Raw genomic sequence first — 16351 nt, 5'->3', positions numbered from 1 at the left:
CAGTGGACGGGTGTTGCGCAAAGCGATGGTTCGTCGCCGTCGTCGGGTCGGGTGGCGGACTGGTTGGGGTCGCGGAGGGCGCGACCAAGGAGGTCGATGGCGTCGCGTTGGAGGCAGAGTCGGACGTTGGCGTACACAGTCGCGGTCACGCCGATGTGGGCATGGCCCAACAGCTCCTTAATGACAACGAGTTCGACGCCCTGTTCCAACCCTCGAATGGCTCGATCAACCCGATCAAGAACGCAGAGCCCGCTGAGCGCGGCTCTGGCCCGCCGCTACGGGGGGGAAAGCAGCGGGTCAGAGCTCTCCGCCGTGCCACAGCTGTGGGCCGGGCGTACGGTGCGCCGGCGAACTGGCTGGCGGACGCCCCTGGTCACGGCGCCGGACGCTGGGGATCCTGCTCGCCGGCGGTGTGGGGTCACAGCCAGCGTTGTACAGAACCCGCCCAGCTCATCCCCGCGCCGACGGCGGCGTGCAGGACGGTGCTCTGCGGCTTGAGCCTTCCCTGGGACCGTGCCGCGTGCATGGCCATGGGGATCGAAGCCGCCCCGGTGTTGCCGAACGTGTCGGCGGTGACCACGAGTTGGGACATGGAGATGCCTAGTTCGGCGCCCAGGGTGCGCAGCATGCGCGCGTTGGCCTGATGCGGGATGACCAGGTCGATCTGGTCCAGGTTCAGGCCGGACAGCCGGGTGAGCCTCTCGATGATCTGCGGGAAGACCTCGTGGAAGTAGGCCGCGACGGCTTTCCCGTTCATGTGCAGGTAGTGCCCGCCTTCGGCGACGGTGAGCTCACTGGCCGGACGGGCGCTGCCTCCGGCGCGGATCCCGACGATGTCGGCCAGTCCGCCATCCGATCCCTGCGCGCTGCACAGGATTCCCTCCCCCGCAGGTGTGGGACCCACGACGACCGCGCCCGCGCCGTCGGCGAACAGCACCCCGGTGGAGCGGTCGCCGGGGTTCTGGAACTTGGAGAACATCTCAGCCCCGATGACCAGCGCCCGGCCCCCGGGGCAGGACGCCGCCAGGACGTCGCGGGCCAGCTTCAGGGCGTAGAGGAATCCGGCGCACGCTCCGCCGATATCGGTGGCCCAGGCCCGGTCCGCGCCGAGCCGGTGCTGCACCCGGCAGGCCGTGGCGACCGCGAGCTGGTCGGGTGTACTCGTGGCCAGCAGGATGACGTCGATGTCCCGGGCAGACAGCTGAGCATCCGCGAGCGCCTGCTCGGCGGCTGCCAGCGCGAGGTCGGACGTGGCCTGAGCCGGCTCCGCACAGCGGCGCTGGGTGATGCCGGTCATGCGCTCGATCCATGCGGGCTCCACCCCGTACTGCTCGGCGATCTCCGCGTTGGGGACGCAGCGGTCCGGGATGTGCACGCCCAGCCCGTGAATGCCCCACGCGGCAGGCGCCGATGCCTGGCCGCTCATGGGCGGACCGCCTGGGCCATCGACTCCTCCACCACAGCAGCGCACCCCGCTACGGTGGTCTCCGGCCCGGCGAGCAGCGAGTCGTCGACGGGTGTCTGGAACAGTTCCTCGGCCCGCACCGCGATCTCCACGACCTGGAGCGAGTCCAGGTCGAGGTCCTCGACGAGTCGGCTCTGCGGCGCGAGCTCGTCGGCCGGGAGCTCGGCGACGGCTGCGACGAGGGCGGTCATCCGGGTCAGAATGTCAGTGACTGTGGTCATGTGGGAGTTCCTTGCTTGGGGCCGGGAGGACATTGCCTCCGCGACGAGGGTCAGTGGTTGCCCGGAGTCGGGTGGGGCGAGCGTGTTCCGGTCCGCGGCGGTGAGGACTTCCAGGTCGGTGTAGAAGCGTCCGGACGGGCGGGGCTGGCCCAGCAGGATGCGGCGGCCGGCCTCGGCGGTCAGTGCCCCGCCGAGCGCGACGCCCGAGGCGAGCTGCGGCCAGCTGCTGAGCGTGGTGCCGATCTGGGTGATGGAAGCGGTCAGTTCCGGGCTGATGCGTTCCCGGTCGACCATGGTGAGGATGACGTCGACCATCTCCTGGTGGGTGAGGTCTGCCAGGTCGGCGGAGGTGGTCTCGCCGAGCAGGCCGTGCAGGAGGGGCCGGTCGGGTTCGAGGTCGAACCGCTCGACGTCGAGCAAGCCCCGGTCGTTCGCGTCCATCACGACGGGGACGCCGAGCGCCCGGGCCCGCTCACGGGCGGCGAGCTTCACATACGGGGTGTCGCACTCCTCGACGAGGAGGTCGATGGGACCCGCACCACCGGAGAAGAACTCTTCCATCGTGTCGTCCGTCAGACCGCCCTGGTAGATCTCGATGTCCAGCCAGGGGTCGAGTTCCAGCATCTGACGGGCCGCGAGCACACACTTGTTCAGGCCGAGATGATGCACGCCGGCCCGCAGCCGGTTCAGGTTGGAGACGCTGAGGGAATCGAAGTCGGCGAGCTTGAACGATCCTCCGATGCCCTCCATCGCGAAGGTCAGGGCAGCACTGCTGCCGACCGAGAGGCCGATGATGCCCACCCGGCGCCCCAGCAGCCGGAGCTGCTGGGCGCGGTCGATCCGCCCACGGTTGCGATCGGTGCGCACCAGCCGGAACTCCTCGCGCGGCAGCAGATGCACCAGCCGTCCCGACCACGGGTACCAGGCCCATGTTCCGTACTCGTCCCGGCCGGCCCCGTCCAGCTGCTCGGCCACGGCCCGCTCCACTGCCTCCGGCGAGGAACGCAGCCGGGGCTCACGACTGGTGACCAGTTCTTTCAGCTGGTCCTCGATGGTGTCCATGACCTCGCGCACCTCACCCGAATCGAGCAGGTCCTGCACACCGAGCCGGTCCTGCTCGCGCGCCAGGTCGAGGAGCACGGGCCGCCAGCCCTCACGGGAAGCGGCGTCACCGCGCCTTGCTGCGGCCCTGAGCGCAACGGCAGGAGGACGGGCCCCCTCCCGCTGCGGCCGGTCCGCCCCGAGGCCACGGTCGAGTCCGGCCTGCTCCGCGGAGACGACGGCAGCCGGGAAGGCATCCTCCAGGTGCTCGACCAGCCCGGCGAACTCGCCTGCGGGCAGGGCGGATCGATACAGCATGATCACCACGTCCTCGGTGTACCGCTCGACGAACCGGCGCGTGCCCGCCACGGGACGGAAGCCGAACCGCTCGTGGAACCGGTCCTGCCCGTCGGCAGTACCCGAAGTCCCGATCATCGCCTTGGCGCCCAGACAGCGCGCGGCCGCGATGGCGAAGGCGTTCAGATGGATCCCCAGACCCAGCTTGCGCGCCTGGTGCTCCACCACCAGACGGCTGTGCTCAAACGTTTCCGCCGTGCCGAGGCCGTGCTCCCGCAGGCACTCCTCGAAGCGCTCCGCACCCAGATAGGCCCGGGTCTGGAACAACTCGCCCGTCTCGGGCGTCGACAACCTCACATACCCCAGCGGCGGGCCGCCCGCCTCCCGCCGCCCGATGAAGTGCCAGGCACCGAAGTCCAGGTCCTGATCATCGGCGTACCCGCCGCCGGACGTCCGGAAGTCGGGGCGACGGCCCCGGTCGAACAGGATCCTCGCCCTCAGCTCCCGAACCCCGCCGACCAGCTCCGCCTCAGCCGACTCCGCTCCCCCGAGACGGAACGCGGACACGTGCCACGGCACGCCCTCAGTCATCGGAACGCTCTTCATGACCAGCAACCCTCTTCGGCTCACGCACATCGCCCGGCAGTGTTCCGGCAGGTCGCATCCAGCGCCGCCGAGATCACAACGAGCGCCCCCTTGATCGGTTGCGCGCCGCAATGACAGACATCGATCTTGGCTTTCCGAAGCCGGACGGTGCTGGGCTCACAGCGTGGTGACGACACGATCACGATGGTGGAGTGGAGCGTTGCCTGTGGTGGTGCGGGTCGCTGAGCGCGGGATGAAGACGCGACGCCGGTGGTCTTCGCTTCGCGGTGGCGGCTGCGGCGTGACGAAGACGGGCCGTGGCAACTGCTGGTCATTTTTCACCGTGCGTGAGAGAGATCCACCTCGGCGAACCACCCGTCGTGGTGAACATCGGAGTCGGCGTGCACGAAGTCGCCAACCGGACAGATGTCTTCAGGCTCCCTGAGCTGTGACACCTTCACCTCGACAGATATGAAGCAGAACTGACTGTCGAGGGCCCAGCGCAGCCCATCGGACCCGGCCGGGTGAGCCCGGTGCCACCCGGCACCACGGTCAGGTACCGCTACCAGGGCCGCTCGGAACATCTCTACGCCCACCTGCGCATTGCGCCTGTCGGGTCCACTACGCTCAGTCGCCGTCGTTGCGGCCTTCCACGTCGTCGAGCATCAAGCGCGGGTGTCATGAGCCAACGAGGTAGGCCTCCTCCCCCATCATCAGCGGGGCGTCGGCAGGCCCCTTGATGTAGGGGCCTGCCGCAGATCACCCGGTATTCCTGGCTGATGATCCGTTCGAACTCCTCCGGCGGCAGCCCGCCAGCCGCGCTGTGCCTTCGGCCCGGGTTGTAGAACCCGGTGATCCAGGTGGCAATGTTCAGACGGGCCGCGGTACGGGACGTGAACCGGCGGCGGTGGATGTACTCGACCTTGATCAGCGCGCCACTGCCGACGCCGACCCTCCGGAACATCGCTGGTCTTCAAACTCCAGTCCGCCGTGGCCACGTCGCACACCTCCGAGATCAAAGTGTTGCGACGACCAGTTGAATCCACCCTCGCTGCTCCTGTCACTGTGAAAGATCGTGCCGTCCAGCCCGCTGCCCCCGGGTCGCGGCCGCCATCTGCAACGATGCCCCGGCCAGGGCCACGTCGTGGCGGGCGCCCATGGCGCAGCCGAGGCAGCGGCGCGAGAACGCGTCAATGACCGTGGCCAGGTAGATCTTGTCCTCGCCGGTCTCCATCTCGGTCATGTCGCCGTACCAGAGCACGTCGCGCGCGACGACGAAACGTCGATGCACCAGGTCAGGAGATGCCTTCCGCTTGCCCTGCCGGGGCAGTTACTTCGTCCGGCGCGGGGGCTTGCGGGCCTCGCAGCCCAAGGCCGGCCATGATCTCCGCGACCATGTTCACCGATACCTTCCAGCCCTGTGCCCACAGGTCCAGAGTGATCCTCGGCGAACCGTAGGTGTCGCCCGAGAGGCGGAAGAAGTACGTGACCCGCTCTCCCAGCTCCATGCGCCTGACCTTGCGCTTCGTCGGCGAAGCGGGACACCGGCGCCACTTGTAGAACCACGCCTCGCTCACCTGGAGCACTCAGCAGGCGACACGGTAAGGGATGTTGTGCTCGGCCCTCTGGCTACCGATGAAGGCGACGAGCGCCTCCGGTTCCTTCTCGGTCACTTCACCCAAAAAGCCATGGCACGCTTGAAGACATCACGCTCCATCTCAAGTTCCTTGATCCGCCTGGACTTCTCCACGCTCTCCCGACGCATCCGGGCGAGCTCCTCGCGCTCCACCTCGGCGAGCGTTCCGTCCCGCCGGACTTCCGCGCCCGCGCCAGCCAACTGCCCAGGGTGGTCCCCCTGATCCCGAGGTCCTCCGCGACCTGAGCAATCGCCTTCCCCGTCTCGGTCACGATCCGCACAGCCCCTTCACGGAACTCGGCATCGCACGTCCGTCGCTTCTCCGCCATGGCTCTCAACTTCCTCTGCAGTCAAGGCCTCAACGCTACGAGGGAAAGGTCAGGCGGGCGAGCGCCGTCTCGTGCCGTCTCCGCGCCCGTTCAACGGGATCAGCGTCTCCAGACGAGCCCCCTTGACCCACGATCCGAGCAGGTCCCGATGTATGGCCACGATGTCCTGACGCACCGCCAGGCCGAGCGCGGCCTTTGTGAACGTGCGGCAGGTGGTGACGAACAGGGCGACGTCCGCGCCGTGTTCGAGGCGGGCGGTGCCGACGAACTTCTGCATGTCCTGCGAGGAAACGCTGCGGTGCGGCGCGTACTTCTTGCATTGAGCGACCAGTTTGCGGCCGTCGGCGAGATAGCCGACGACGTCGGCGCCCAAGTCGCCGCTCTTGCCGCTGACGACAACCTGCGTGCAGCCGTCCCGGCGGCACAACTCGGCGACATAGTGCTCGAAATCCTGCCAGGACAATGCGTCAACCTCGGTCATCGACAGCTCCCGCGCCTTCGCCTCCTCCTGCACGCGCCACCGCTGGTCCTGGCCGACCGCAAGGCGGTGGGCTCGCCACAGTCCCCAGCCGGCCCCGCCCGCCACGGACATGGCCAGCACCGTCACAAGGACGGGCCACACCGCCGCCCAGTTCCCGGCCACCCAGATCGCAGCGGCCACCGCAGCCACGGCACCCCAGCCCTGTAGTTGCCTGCGCGTCCGCTTCTTCAAGCGTCGGCGCCGTCGTCGTGCTGCCATCGCTCCCCCTGCTCTCCCCGCCCGTGAACCGCAGTGTGAAAACCCTGTTCGGCCCCGGCAAGAGGTCCTCACCCCGAGACCGCCGTGCTCACCGGTCGAACCGGATCGGGTACGAGACCGTCGGCCGCGGCGCGGGCTTCGGGTCGTTCCAGCCCTCGAAGTGCACTGGGTAGGTGGCCGTCGATCGCGGCCGGGGCACCGGCCCCGAACTTCCGCCGCCAGATGCACTGGTCGTGCCGCCGTAGCCCGCGACCGCGATCCCCAGCAGAACCAGGACCGACAAGTCCCGCCGCGCTCCAGGCGCCCACCGGAAGTACCGGCGCACCTTCGTGCCGCCGCGCTCATGCTCCTCGACCCACGGCATACGTGCTGCTCCCTCCCGATCACCACGCCTGCCTGCTGGACAAGGACATCACCCGACACTGACAACCCGTCACGAGTCGACCGCCAGAAGCAATGCAATCCGGGCGCAAGCAAGTCCAGCGCACCGCTGGCGGACAGCAGCGACCAGGCACTCTCTATGACGCGGCGTATCGAATCAGCTGAACTCAGCTGCGCCCGACGGGAGTTCGCGGTCTGCACCTTCCGTACAGGCAGCGGCTGGAACCTGCGGGACGATGGGTACGAGCCGCGCTCGAAGGAGGGCACGGCGTTCCTGGACTCGTACCAGCTGGAGACCCACCTGGGATGCACCGACTTCTTCGAGGGCAAGGTCTTCAGCCTCGTGACAGAGGGAGAGCTGAGGGGCTCGCGTTTTCCGGACAGGCGTCTGGCCGTCTGTCTCATGCGGCCCAAGAACCGCCGCCACGTGGCTAATCCCCGACGGGTGGCCGTCCGTCGACAGCACGGCCTGCTCGGGACCAGGCCGCTACAGCTTGTGCTGAATCCACCAGAACATCAGGCCGCCGACGCCGGCCCGGGAGGCGTTAGCGGCGCCGCGCAGGGCGCTGGAGAGCATCGTCTGCGAGCGGCGGCGGAGCCAGACCCAGATCCTCTTCAAAAGGCCCTCCTTGGGGTTCCTTCAGAGCACGAAGGCAAGAGCTCGGGTCAGGCGGCGTGCCCGGCGCAGGCTCGACAGCCGCCGGCACCGGCGATGAAGTCCGCGTAGCGGATGCGGCTGATCCGGCGGCACGTCCGCCGTCTGCACCGGACAGTCCAGGGGCCTCGCTCCCCCGGAAACGCCCTTCAGGGACGAGCCCGGCCTCACGCACGCTTTGTTCCGCCTCAGCTGCCTGCAGGGCCCACTGGCGGGCGTCGCCCGTAATGTCGCGCCGGTTCTCCGCTAGCCGTACCCGTTGACAGGCGACGTCGTCGACCAACCGGGACTTGCCTCACTGACCATTCCACTGCGCGCCGTGTCCGTGCAGCCGGCCCCCGCGCTTCCCCGATGGATGTCGGCAAGCGGCCCGATTCCCGGGCGACAGCGGCAAGCCACGCCGCCATCGCCACCGCCGGGAACCAGAAGGAGCCGGTGACGAAGATGGACCCAACCGCGTCGCGGAGAGGGTCCCTACCGGTGGCGGCAGAGATGGCACAGCAGGTTCCAAGAGCCTTGCTGAACCCTCTCAGGTCCGGGCGCACCCCCAGCGGCTCCAGCTCTCTCCGAGGTCCAGGCGAAGCCCGGTGCGCACTTCGACGAGGAACAGGACGGCCCTGATGCGGTCGCACAGCCGGCGCACCTCACGCGCGAACGCGGGGTCGGCGAGCTCCTGGCCGACGCGACCGTCGTGCTGGAAGCAGGATTCGCCTGCCCCGACGCCTCTCGACCGGAGGCGCCGCGGCACTCGCACCTACCCGACAACTCTGGCAGCAGCCGCGCGAGCCACACGCCTCCTTCCCGAACGCGGTGCGCGACCGGCGCCGAGCACTCTCCCCGGGTTCAAGCGCCGGTGGGCATACAGGGCAGATCACCGGTCGGCGACTACTCGGATGCTTACTTGATGACCTTTGTGCAAAAGTCCTCGCGCAGGCAACCTCCGCACTCCGTCAGGGGTGTTATTCAATGGGGCTCGTGTGCTCCTTCGACCTGCATGCGAAAAAATGGAAGTAATCGGGGTAAAGAGGGTGTGCGCAATGACCAGCGCTTGTGTGCCTGCCTTATCTGAAAGACGAACTGCCCGGAATGGGGACCGGGAAGTGGGGGTTGGCAAAAAGCAGTCGGCCTGCGCGGGAAAGCTGGCCGCGGCCGGAATCGGGGGACGATGAGCGGCGTACTGATCCATCTGCCACAGGACCCGCCGCAGACGCTACGGCTCGGCGCGGGCGAGGTCGCCCGCTTCGGCCGCGGCTCGGACACGGTCGCCGTGGAGTTGCGGCTGGACGATCCGGCGGTGTCACGGTTGGCCGGGGAGATCCGGGTGAGCGAGGACCACTGGCTGCTGAGCAACCACAGCGCCACACAAAGCTATCTGGTGGAGAACCCGGAGGGCGCGGGCGAGTACCTGCGGGTGCCACCGCGCCGCCTGGCGGCACCCATTCCCTTCGAGTTCGCGCGCGTGGTCCTGCCCACGCGGGACCACGTGGTGAGCTTCCAGGTCTTCGCCCCCGACCACGCCTACCTGGACCCTCATGGGCCCGCCGGCGGCCGTCGCGGCACCCAGACCCTCACCGCTTACTCGCTGGACGAGACCGCCACGTACTTCCTGGTCCTGGTCGCCCTGTGCGAGCCGCGACTGCGCGACGAGTCCGCACTGGCTGTTCCCACCACACCCGAGATCGTCGAACGCCTGCGGCCGCTTCCGCAGTGCGCGCGCCTGACCGCCCGCGGGGTGAGTGCGCACATCGACTACCTCGCCGAGGAGAAACTCCGCATCGTCCTGCCGGAGCAGCGTGACGCGGGCCGGGGCGCCCGCCGCAACGGCAAGCGCGAGGCACTGGTCGGCATCGCCCTGCGGTTCGGGCTGGTCGGCGAGACCCATCTGGGGCTGCTTCCGTCACGTTCGGCGGCCGCCTGCCACGGCACACAGGCGCAGGCGGCAGCCCGGTGAGCGGGAAGGCCGAGCGTGTTCCGACCGGCTATCGGGTCGGCGACTGGGAGGTCGGGGAGCCGATCGCGGACGGGGGCTGGGGGTGGGTCTACGAGGGCCGGAGCGTGCGCGAGACGGACGGGCCGACCCTCGTCGCGTTGAAGTTCCTGCCCACGTCCGGACTCGCCCCTCGGCAGGCGCGTGGGCTGCTGGAGTCCGCCCACCGCGAGAGCGAGTTCGGGCGCCGGACACGGCATCCCCGTCTGATCCGGGTGCTCGACTCACTCGTACTGAACGAACCGGACCATCCCGAACTCGACGGCGCGATCGTGTTGGTGATGGAGCGCGCCGAGCACAGTCTGCGCCAACTCATCGGCGCTGAAGGCGAGTTGACGGAGGGTCAGGCCGACCGGATCCTGACGCAGATCTGCGAAGGCCTGGCCCATCTGCACGGCCTGGGCTGGGTGCACGGCGATCTCAAGCCCGACAACGTTCTCCTGATGGCGGACGGATCGGTTCGCCTGTCGGATTTCGGGCTGGCCGCGGAACTCGACGGCACCCACGGCACGCATGCGTGGATCCCGCCCCTGGGCACGCCCGACTATCTACCGCCCGAACGCTGGAAGGCCCCGCTGGGCGAACGCGGCGTGCAGACACGGCCGAGCGCCGACATCTGGGCGCTCGGCATCATGGTCCACCAGATGTTCACCGGCGGCACCTCACCCTTCCCCGGCGCGACCCCGGCCGCGCGGGGAGCCGCGGCGCAGGAGTACGCCGGCGGACGGGCGTCGCTGCGGCTGGATCCCGCCGTGCCGCGGTTCTGGCGCGATCTGGCCACCGACTGCCTCGCCCCCACTCATGAGGCACGCGCCGCCTGCACAGCGGGAGGCCTGCTGGCCCGCATCGGCGCATCGGCCCAAGGTCAAGGCGCTGCGGCCGGTGGCACAGGTGCGGCGCGTGCGCGCGGCGGTCAGCGCCGCCGACGGCTCGTCCTCGGCACCGCGGTGGCCACCGCCTTGTGTGCGGCGACGGCCGCCGTATGGGTGTACGTCGCGGACGACGGTGCGACGCGGGACGACCCGGTTCATGCCGAGAACGTCTCCGAGACCGCCGGACCCTCCCCCATCACGGTGTACAACGTGGAGCCGACCTGCCGGGCCCATGCGGCCGACCGCGATCAGCAGTGCAGCCTCGGTCTGGCGATCGACCCCCTGTCGCCGTACACCGTCGACAACGTGGTGGCCACCCGCGTGTGGCACGGAGACGTCCTCACGGCGCAGTGCCGGTTGCCTCAAGGGCTGCCGGTGACCGACGAGTTCGGTCACCGTTCCACCCAGTGGTATCGCGTCCGGTTGCCGGCCGGCGCGTCCGGCTCCACCGCGTGGTTCCCCGCTGTGCGCACGAAGGACCGGCCTGCCCTGCCCACGTGCCGGTGAGCCCTCCCGATCCGGCCGGCCGGTGCCTCCGCCGCCGGCCGGTTCAGGTGCACGCGGGGATGTCCCGGCCGTCGTTGTCCTTCGCCTCGTCGTTGCCCCATCGGTCGAGGTAGTAGGCGGAGACGTACGCCCGTCCCCGGCCGCCCGGCGTGACCTCGTCGAGGTCGGTCAGCAGCCACCAGTGGTTGTACGCCGTGCCGACCCGCACCTCGTCGCCCCACTTCCTGCACAGGACGTAGTTGGTGCCCTTGCGCAGCGTGCCCTGAGCGGCGCACCGCGGTGTGCCGCCGTTCACGCAGTCGGCGTCCGGATAGCCGGTGGCGTCGGCGAAGGTGTCCACCCAGTACCGAGCCGGCTGTTCTCCCCCGCCGTCGCAGGCGTTGGTGCTGGTGACGCGGGGGAAGGGGCCGTCGGGCGTGAGCCGGTACTCGGTGCCCTGGAGCACCGGGTGGACCATCTCGTCCGTCTCGCCGTCGTTGTCGCCGTTCGTGTCGTACAGCTGCTCGTAGTGCAGATGCGCCTCCTCCGTACCGACCAGCCCCAGCCGCCCGACCGGTTCCCCCGACGCGACCTGCTGGCCCAGGTGTACGTCGATGCGGTCCATGTGCAGGTAGACGCTGAACCAGCCGCCACCGTGGTTGATCTCGATGCCGCCGGGCTCGAAGAACTCCGTGACCGTCCCGGCGGCGGACGCGGTGACGGTGGCGCCCAGGGTCGGGCCGTCGACGTGGTACATGTCGAGCTTCTTGTCGTCGGGCTCGTGGCCCAGGTACGTCTGCAGCTGCCAGGTCTGCCCGCAGGGGAACGGCAGCCGGAAGTCGGGGCGGGCGGTGGGCGCCGCCGACGCGGCCGGTGCGCTCGCGCACAGTCCCGCCGTCATCAGCAGCGCCGACAGTGCCGCCGCCCAACCCGTTCTTCCCCTCGGCCTCAACCTCATGGTCCTCGCCCTCTCTTCGCCTCGGTGTGCAGGCAACGACGGTGCCGTACCGCGGCTCGGAAGGGACTCCGGCACGTTACGGGGTGGCTGCCGGCACGGGACGGCTCAGGTTCCGCACTGGCGTGTCACACCGCCGGTCGCATCCCCCTTGAGGTAGATGCCGCTGACGTAGCCGACACCGCCCGCGCTCAGGGGCAGTTCGATCCACTTGTCGCTGGTGTAGCCCTCGGCCGTGACGACCTGGCCGGTCTTCCAGCAGTTCGCCGGGTAGCTCTGGTTCGCGTACACCTTGCTGACCCCGCCGCAGGAGGTGGAGGCGCAGGAGCGGACGTTGGCCTCCGTCCACGCCGTGACGCTCGTCTGCCCGCCGGTGTCGCCGGACGGCTGGAAGGTCACGTCCACCCAGTCGTTGTCCGTCATCCCCAGGCCGTCCCAGAAGGTGCCGTCGGCCACGTCGATGCCGGCCGGATTGGCGACCCCGCGCCCGAACTCGTCCAGGCCGCCGTTGTAGCCGGACTGGTAGGCCGCCTGCGCCTCGGGCGTGCCCTGCGGCAGGTCACGCCACATCTGCCGCTGCGCGGAGGGGTTCCAGTAGTCGTCCTGGGTGTTCCAGGGGCCGACGTCCCACACCGGTGCCGTCTCGCAGCGTCCCGTGCGCTGGTAGCACAACCGCACCTGGTACTCCTGGCCGCCGTTGGAGGCGAGCATCCGCCGGGACGGCAGCGCGACGAAGTGGTCGCGCTGCTGGATGACATGGCCGTTGGCGGTGGTCTGCCCGGCCAGGCCCTCCCGGGTGGCGAAGATCCGGTACGTCGGCGAGGCCGCCGTCAGCGCGCGGGGTGCCCGGGGAGCAGGCTGCGCAAGGTCGGCGTGGACGGAGACGGCCGAGACCACGGGGCCGGCGGTGCGGCTGCCGAGCAGGGTCAGCCGCACCTGGACGACGGAGACGGCCTGAGCCAGCCGTAGCCGACCGGCGCGATCCGGGGTGGTCCACTGCGTCCACCGTCCGGGGTGATCGCTTCCCCTCACCTCGGTCACCACCTGAGTTCCCGCCGGCACGTGGGCCCTTGGGCGGACGGTAAGCGCGTCGGCCTGCCGCCCGAGGCTGCGGGCCGGGGCGGTGTACACGGCGAACGCCCTGCCGGGAGCGGACGTGGTGCGGGCGCGGCGGTCGGCGATGGTCAGCGCGCCGTTCCCGCGATGGCCGATGTTGTGCTGATCGGCCGACGCGGCGGCGAGATCGATGCGCCAGTCGGTCGTCGGCCGGGCGGCGGGGCGTTCGTGGCCGGGGCCGTCGGCGGCAGCGGCGGCGACCGGCGGCAGCCCGCCCAGAACCAGCAGGGCGCACAGGCCCCGTATCAGTCTCCTGGTGGTGGATCGCATGTCGCATCTCTCCAACTGGTCGTGAAAACAGTGCGGTTGTCGGTCCACAGCCCTATCGGCCCGCGCGCCGTTCCGTCATTCCGGAACGTTCCGGATGCCGCCGGCCCGGGGGCGCGGATAGCTTCCGTGCCGTCCACCAGAACTCACCGGAGAGGAAGCCTCGTGCGCCTGTTCCCGTACGCCGGACTCGTCACGGCCGCTGCCGTCCTGCTGCCGTTGACGGCGGCCCTGCCCGCCGCCGCGGCACCGTCCACCGCGGCCGCGTTCGCCGCCTCGTGCCCGACCGCCGGGGTCATCACCCAGGGGTACAGCGACAGCCACGACGGCGTCGACATCGCCAACGCCCAGGGCACGCCCATCTACGCCGTGGGCGCCGGCGAGGTCATCAACTCGGGTCCCGCCAGCGGTTACGGGCAGTGGATCCGCATCCTGCACGACGACGGCACGGTGACCGAGTACGGGCACATGTACCAGCGGGACGTCGTCGTCGGCCAGTATGTCCAGGCAGGTCAGCGCATCGCCCTGATGGGCAGCGAGGGCGAGGCGACGGGGCCGCACCTGCATTTGCGGGTCAGGATCGGCACGTCCACCACGGTGCGCGGCATCGACCCGGTGCCGTATCTGCGCGACCGCGGGGTGAACCTGCCCTGCACGCCCGGCGGCGGCGGTGGGCAGAGCGCCACCGTGACCGCCTGGGCGGAGGCCAACGTCCGCTCCTGCGCGGCCACCAGCTGTGACGCCGTCAGCAAGGTGTACCCCAACGAGAACTACCCGGCGAACTGCTGGAAGACCGGCCAGCTCGTCACGGCCGAGGGCTACAGCAACGACAAGTGGATCGAACTCCCCCTGAACTCCGGGGGCGTGGGCTACGTCAGCGCGATCTACCTCAAGGGCGACGACAAGGGCAACGTCGCGCGCCAGTGCGGCTGACCGCTCCCCGGCCCGACCGCCCACACCAGACTCCCCCGCCGCGCTCTGCCGCGGGGCACCACCACCCCACCGAAGGGAACACCCATGTCCGTCTCCGTCCTGACCCGCGTCGCGGCGCTCGGCGTCACCGCCGCCGCCATCGCACTGCTGCCCGCCGCGACAGCCTCGGCGGCCGACGCCGTGAACACGTTCAAGAACCAGGCGACCAACCGTTGCATCGACGACACCGACGCCGGCTTCCGCACCTGGGACTGCAACGGCTCCACCCCGCAGAACTGGATCGTCCACAAGTGGGGCGACGGCACCGTGCAGTTGAAGAACGCCTTCACCAACCGCTGCATGTTCGACAGCGACCAGGGGTTCAAGACCGCGTCCTGCGACTCCAGCACCAACCAGAGCTGGCTCGTGCACAAGTGGGGAGACAACACCATCGAGCTCAGGAACCAGGCGACCAACCGCTGCATCGACGACAGCAACGCCGGCTTCCGCACCTGGACGTGCAACTCCGGTCAGAACCAGAGCTGGTTCTGACACCTGCCCGCCCATCCCGATCCCCCACGCGCTCCGGTGCCACCGTTGTCCGACGGCGGCACCGGAGCGCGCCGGTGTGGGAGCGCGGCATCCGGCACACGCACACTGTTTCGCATCCCCGCTCACCACCGGCAGGCCCCGCGCCAGGAAGCGTTCGGCGACGGTGTTGATGTGCCGGAACCGGGCGTCCAGGTCAGGCACCTGACTGCCGACCCGCGTCTTGGCCATGCGCTACAGGCTGGAGCCCATCGCACGTAGGAGGCCGCCGATCACCGGGGCACCGACCGGATGGCCGGCATCGGTCAACTCCCGGGACAGATCCCGCAACGAGGCAGTGGTCCAGCGCAGCGGGGACACCGGATCACCCACCTCACGCGGCCGGATCAACACCTCAAGAGCCGCCACCGGACCAGGGTCACACTCGGCGGTCGACTTGCGCCCGCCGCCAGCTGCGCACCCGCCTCAACATCCCTGCTCCGCTTGCGAGTTCCTCACGCCCTCGTGGGACGGTCGACTCCGAGATCTCCGCCGGCCTGACCACGGCCGCGATCCCGCCATCCCCCAACTCCTTCGGGGTGGAGCGGCTGTGCCGGGTCGGGGCAGTCCCCCGCTCCGGCTACTACCGGTGGCGGGCCGCAGGCGCCCGTACCGGGCGGGCCCTCTCCGATGCCGAGCTGACCGCGAAGATCCGCGAGATCCACACCGGATGGGACGGCACCTACGGCTCCCCGCGCATCACCGCCGACCTGCGGGCCGAGGGACGGCGGGTCAACCACAAGCGCGTCGAGCGCGTAATGCGCGAGGCCGGCGTCGTCGGCGTGCACCTGCGCACGAAGGTCACGACCACGGTGCCCGCCCCGGACGCGGCCCAGGTCCCCGCCCTCCTGCAGCGCGACGGCACCGCGCGCGAACCGAATACCAAGGACGTCGGCGACATCACCGACCCGCCCGTGGGCGACGGCCAATTCCTCTGCCTGGCCACGGTGTTGAACCTCTGCTGCAAGCGCCTGGCGGGCTGGGCGATCGCCGATCACATGCGCACCGAGCTGGTCACCGACGCACTCGCCGCCGTAGCTCGCACCCGCGGCGGCGACCTGGCCGGGGCGGTCTTCCACAACGGCAACGGAGCCCAGTACGCCTCGAAGGACTCGCGAAGGCATGCCACGAACTCCGCGTGATCCGTACGCGCGGAGCGGTCGGGACAAGCGCGGACGACGCCGCTGCGAAGCGCTTCAACGCGGCGCTGAAACGGGAGACCCTGCAAGGCAGGAAACGCTGGCCAGGAGTGCGTGAGGTTCGCCTCGCGGTCTTCCGCTGGATCAGCCGCTACAACACCAGGAGAAGGCATTCAGCGATCAGCGAGGTCAGCCCGATCGCCTTCGAACAGCCAACGGTTACGCTCACCGTTGCCGCATAGCAAACGGTGTCCACGACTCAGGGGAAAGCCCCGTCAGTCCGGGGCGTGGGTTTCGGTGATGGCGAGGCGGGCTGCTGCTCGATCCGGGACAGGGTCGCTGCGGCATCGTTGGAGTCGGGCGCCGCCTTCCAGGATCCGACAGCGGCAACAGCAGCGACGATCGCCATGGCCAGAGTCAAGGCCGCGATCGTGTCGGTGGTGGTCATGGAGCAGGACGGTATGGGTGCCCCGAGCATGCAGCTGGCTGCTCGCGGCGCCAGCCGCGCGCCGGGGCCTGTGGCCGTTGCCGTCGCCTGCGACGAAGAAGTGCCGTCGTGCACCTCGCAGAAGGCAGGCGCACTCTGTGGACATGAGCGGAAACAGACCCGTAGGCCCGCCTCCGGGACCGCCGTCGAATCACACGCCGTCCCCTGCCGTCCGTGCCTCATCCCTCCGCGG

The 16351-nt window shown here is 69.7% G+C and carries 18 protein-coding genes and 1 pseudogene; 6 read left to right on the top strand and 13 right to left on the bottom strand.

The annotated features are described in order from the left end of the window. Positions 1-418: 418 nt before the first annotated feature. From OG407_RS48640 to OG407_RS48600, 9 genes and pseudogenes are all read right to left on the bottom strand, one after another. A complete protein-coding gene (locus tag OG407_RS48640) occupies positions 419-1426 on the bottom strand; it encodes a 3-oxoacyl-ACP synthase III family protein (protein WP_405867818.1) in 1008 nt (335 codons plus the stop codon). Further along, on the bottom strand, positions 1423-3615 hold the full coding sequence (locus OG407_RS48635) for a ThiF family adenylyltransferase (RefSeq protein ID WP_405867816.1): 2193 nt from the start codon (positions 3613-3615) through the stop codon (positions 1423-1425). The genes OG407_RS48640 and OG407_RS48635 overlap by 4 nt, the downstream gene beginning before the upstream one ends. A gap of 1054 nt (positions 3616-4669) precedes the next feature. Continuing rightward, positions 4670-4900, bottom strand: a complete 231-nt coding sequence (locus OG407_RS48630; protein WP_405867814.1) for a DDE-type integrase/transposase/recombinase — start codon at positions 4898-4900, stop codon at positions 4670-4672. A 4-nt stretch (positions 4901-4904) separates the two neighbouring features. Beyond that, positions 4905-5117, bottom strand: a complete 213-nt coding sequence (locus OG407_RS48625; protein ID WP_405867812.1) for an IS3 family transposase — start codon at positions 5115-5117, stop codon at positions 4905-4907. Between the two features lie 161 nt (positions 5118-5278). Further along, positions 5279-5446, bottom strand: a complete 168-nt coding sequence (locus tag OG407_RS48620; RefSeq protein ID WP_405869012.1) for a hypothetical protein — start codon at positions 5444-5446, stop codon at positions 5279-5281. A gap of 17 nt (positions 5447-5463) precedes the next feature. Beyond that, positions 5464-5574: pseudogene (locus OG407_RS48615) on the bottom strand (transposase); the annotation flags it as partial. Positions 5575-5623: 49 nt separating this feature from the next. Beyond that, positions 5624-6313, bottom strand: a complete 690-nt coding sequence (locus OG407_RS48610) for a restriction endonuclease (protein WP_405867810.1) — start codon at positions 6311-6313, stop codon at positions 5624-5626. Positions 6314-6401: 88 nt separating this feature from the next. Next, entirely contained in the window at positions 6402-6677 is a 276-nt protein-coding gene (locus OG407_RS48605) for a hypothetical protein (RefSeq protein WP_405867808.1), read from the bottom strand. A 504-nt stretch (positions 6678-7181) separates the two neighbouring features. Continuing rightward, entirely contained in the window at positions 7182-7313 is a 132-nt protein-coding gene (locus tag OG407_RS48600; protein ID WP_405867806.1) for a hypothetical protein, read from the bottom strand. Between the two features lie 1201 nt (positions 7314-8514). Here OG407_RS48600 and OG407_RS48595 point away from each other — a divergent pair. Beyond that, positions 8515-9300, top strand: a complete 786-nt coding sequence (locus OG407_RS48595; RefSeq protein WP_405867804.1) for a serine/threonine protein kinase — start codon at positions 8515-8517, stop codon at positions 9298-9300. Next, positions 9297-10715 carry a serine/threonine-protein kinase gene (locus tag OG407_RS48590; protein ID WP_405867802.1) on the top strand — a complete coding sequence of 473 codons (1419 nt, stop codon included), beginning with the start codon at positions 9297-9299 and terminating at the stop codon, positions 10713-10715. The genes OG407_RS48595 and OG407_RS48590 overlap by 4 nt, the downstream gene beginning before the upstream one ends. Positions 10716-10758: 43 nt before the next feature. On the opposite strand, the gene OG407_RS48585 is transcribed toward OG407_RS48590, so the two are convergent. Continuing rightward, positions 10759-11652, bottom strand: coding sequence for a M23 family metallopeptidase (locus tag OG407_RS48585; protein ID WP_405867800.1), 894 nt, complete (start codon positions 11650-11652; stop codon positions 10759-10761). A 105-nt stretch (positions 11653-11757) separates the two neighbouring features. Continuing rightward, complete coding sequence (locus OG407_RS48580) at positions 11758-13035, bottom strand: SH3 domain-containing protein (RefSeq protein WP_405867798.1); 1278 nt, start codon at positions 13033-13035, stop codon at positions 11758-11760. Between the two features lie 162 nt (positions 13036-13197). Between OG407_RS48580 and OG407_RS48575 the strand changes: the two genes are divergently transcribed. After that, positions 13198-13965, top strand: coding sequence for a peptidoglycan DD-metalloendopeptidase family protein (locus tag OG407_RS48575; protein ID WP_405867796.1), 768 nt, complete (start codon positions 13198-13200; stop codon positions 13963-13965). Positions 13966-14049: 84 nt separating this feature from the next. Beyond that, on the top strand, positions 14050-14496 hold the full coding sequence (locus OG407_RS48570) for an RICIN domain-containing protein (protein WP_405867794.1): 447 nt from the start codon (positions 14050-14052) through the stop codon (positions 14494-14496). Positions 14497-14727: 231 nt separating this feature from the next. Here OG407_RS48570 and OG407_RS48565 read toward each other — a convergent pair whose 3' ends face one another. Further along, positions 14728-14901 carry an ISAzo13-like element transposase-related protein gene (locus OG407_RS48565; RefSeq protein WP_405867792.1) on the bottom strand — a complete coding sequence of 58 codons (174 nt, stop codon included), beginning with the start codon at positions 14899-14901 and terminating at the stop codon, positions 14728-14730. Between the two features lie 170 nt (positions 14902-15071). On the opposite strand from OG407_RS48565, the gene OG407_RS48560 reads away from it, so the two are divergent. Both OG407_RS48560 and OG407_RS48555 read left to right on the top strand, forming a co-directional pair. Continuing rightward, positions 15072-15674 (top strand): IS3 family transposase, encoded by a 603-nt coding sequence (locus tag OG407_RS48560; RefSeq protein ID WP_405867790.1) that lies wholly within the window; start codon positions 15072-15074, stop codon positions 15672-15674. Further along, on the top strand, positions 15671-15913 hold the full coding sequence (locus tag OG407_RS48555) for an integrase core domain-containing protein (protein ID WP_405867788.1): 243 nt from the start codon (positions 15671-15673) through the stop codon (positions 15911-15913). Before OG407_RS48560 ends, OG407_RS48555 begins: the two co-directional genes overlap by 4 nt. A gap of 17 nt (positions 15914-15930) precedes the next feature. Here OG407_RS48555 and OG407_RS48550 read toward each other — a convergent pair whose 3' ends face one another. Further along, a complete protein-coding gene (locus OG407_RS48550) occupies positions 15931-16119 on the bottom strand; it encodes a hypothetical protein (RefSeq protein ID WP_405867786.1) in 189 nt (62 codons plus the stop codon). Positions 16120-16351 lie beyond the last annotated feature (232 nt).

This window comes from Streptomyces sp. NBC_01515 (assembly GCF_045040345.1).
In the GTDB taxonomy this organism is placed as follows: domain Bacteria; phylum Actinomycetota; class Actinomycetes; order Streptomycetales; family Streptomycetaceae; genus Streptomyces.
This window is presented reverse-complemented; position numbering and strand designations above follow the sequence as displayed.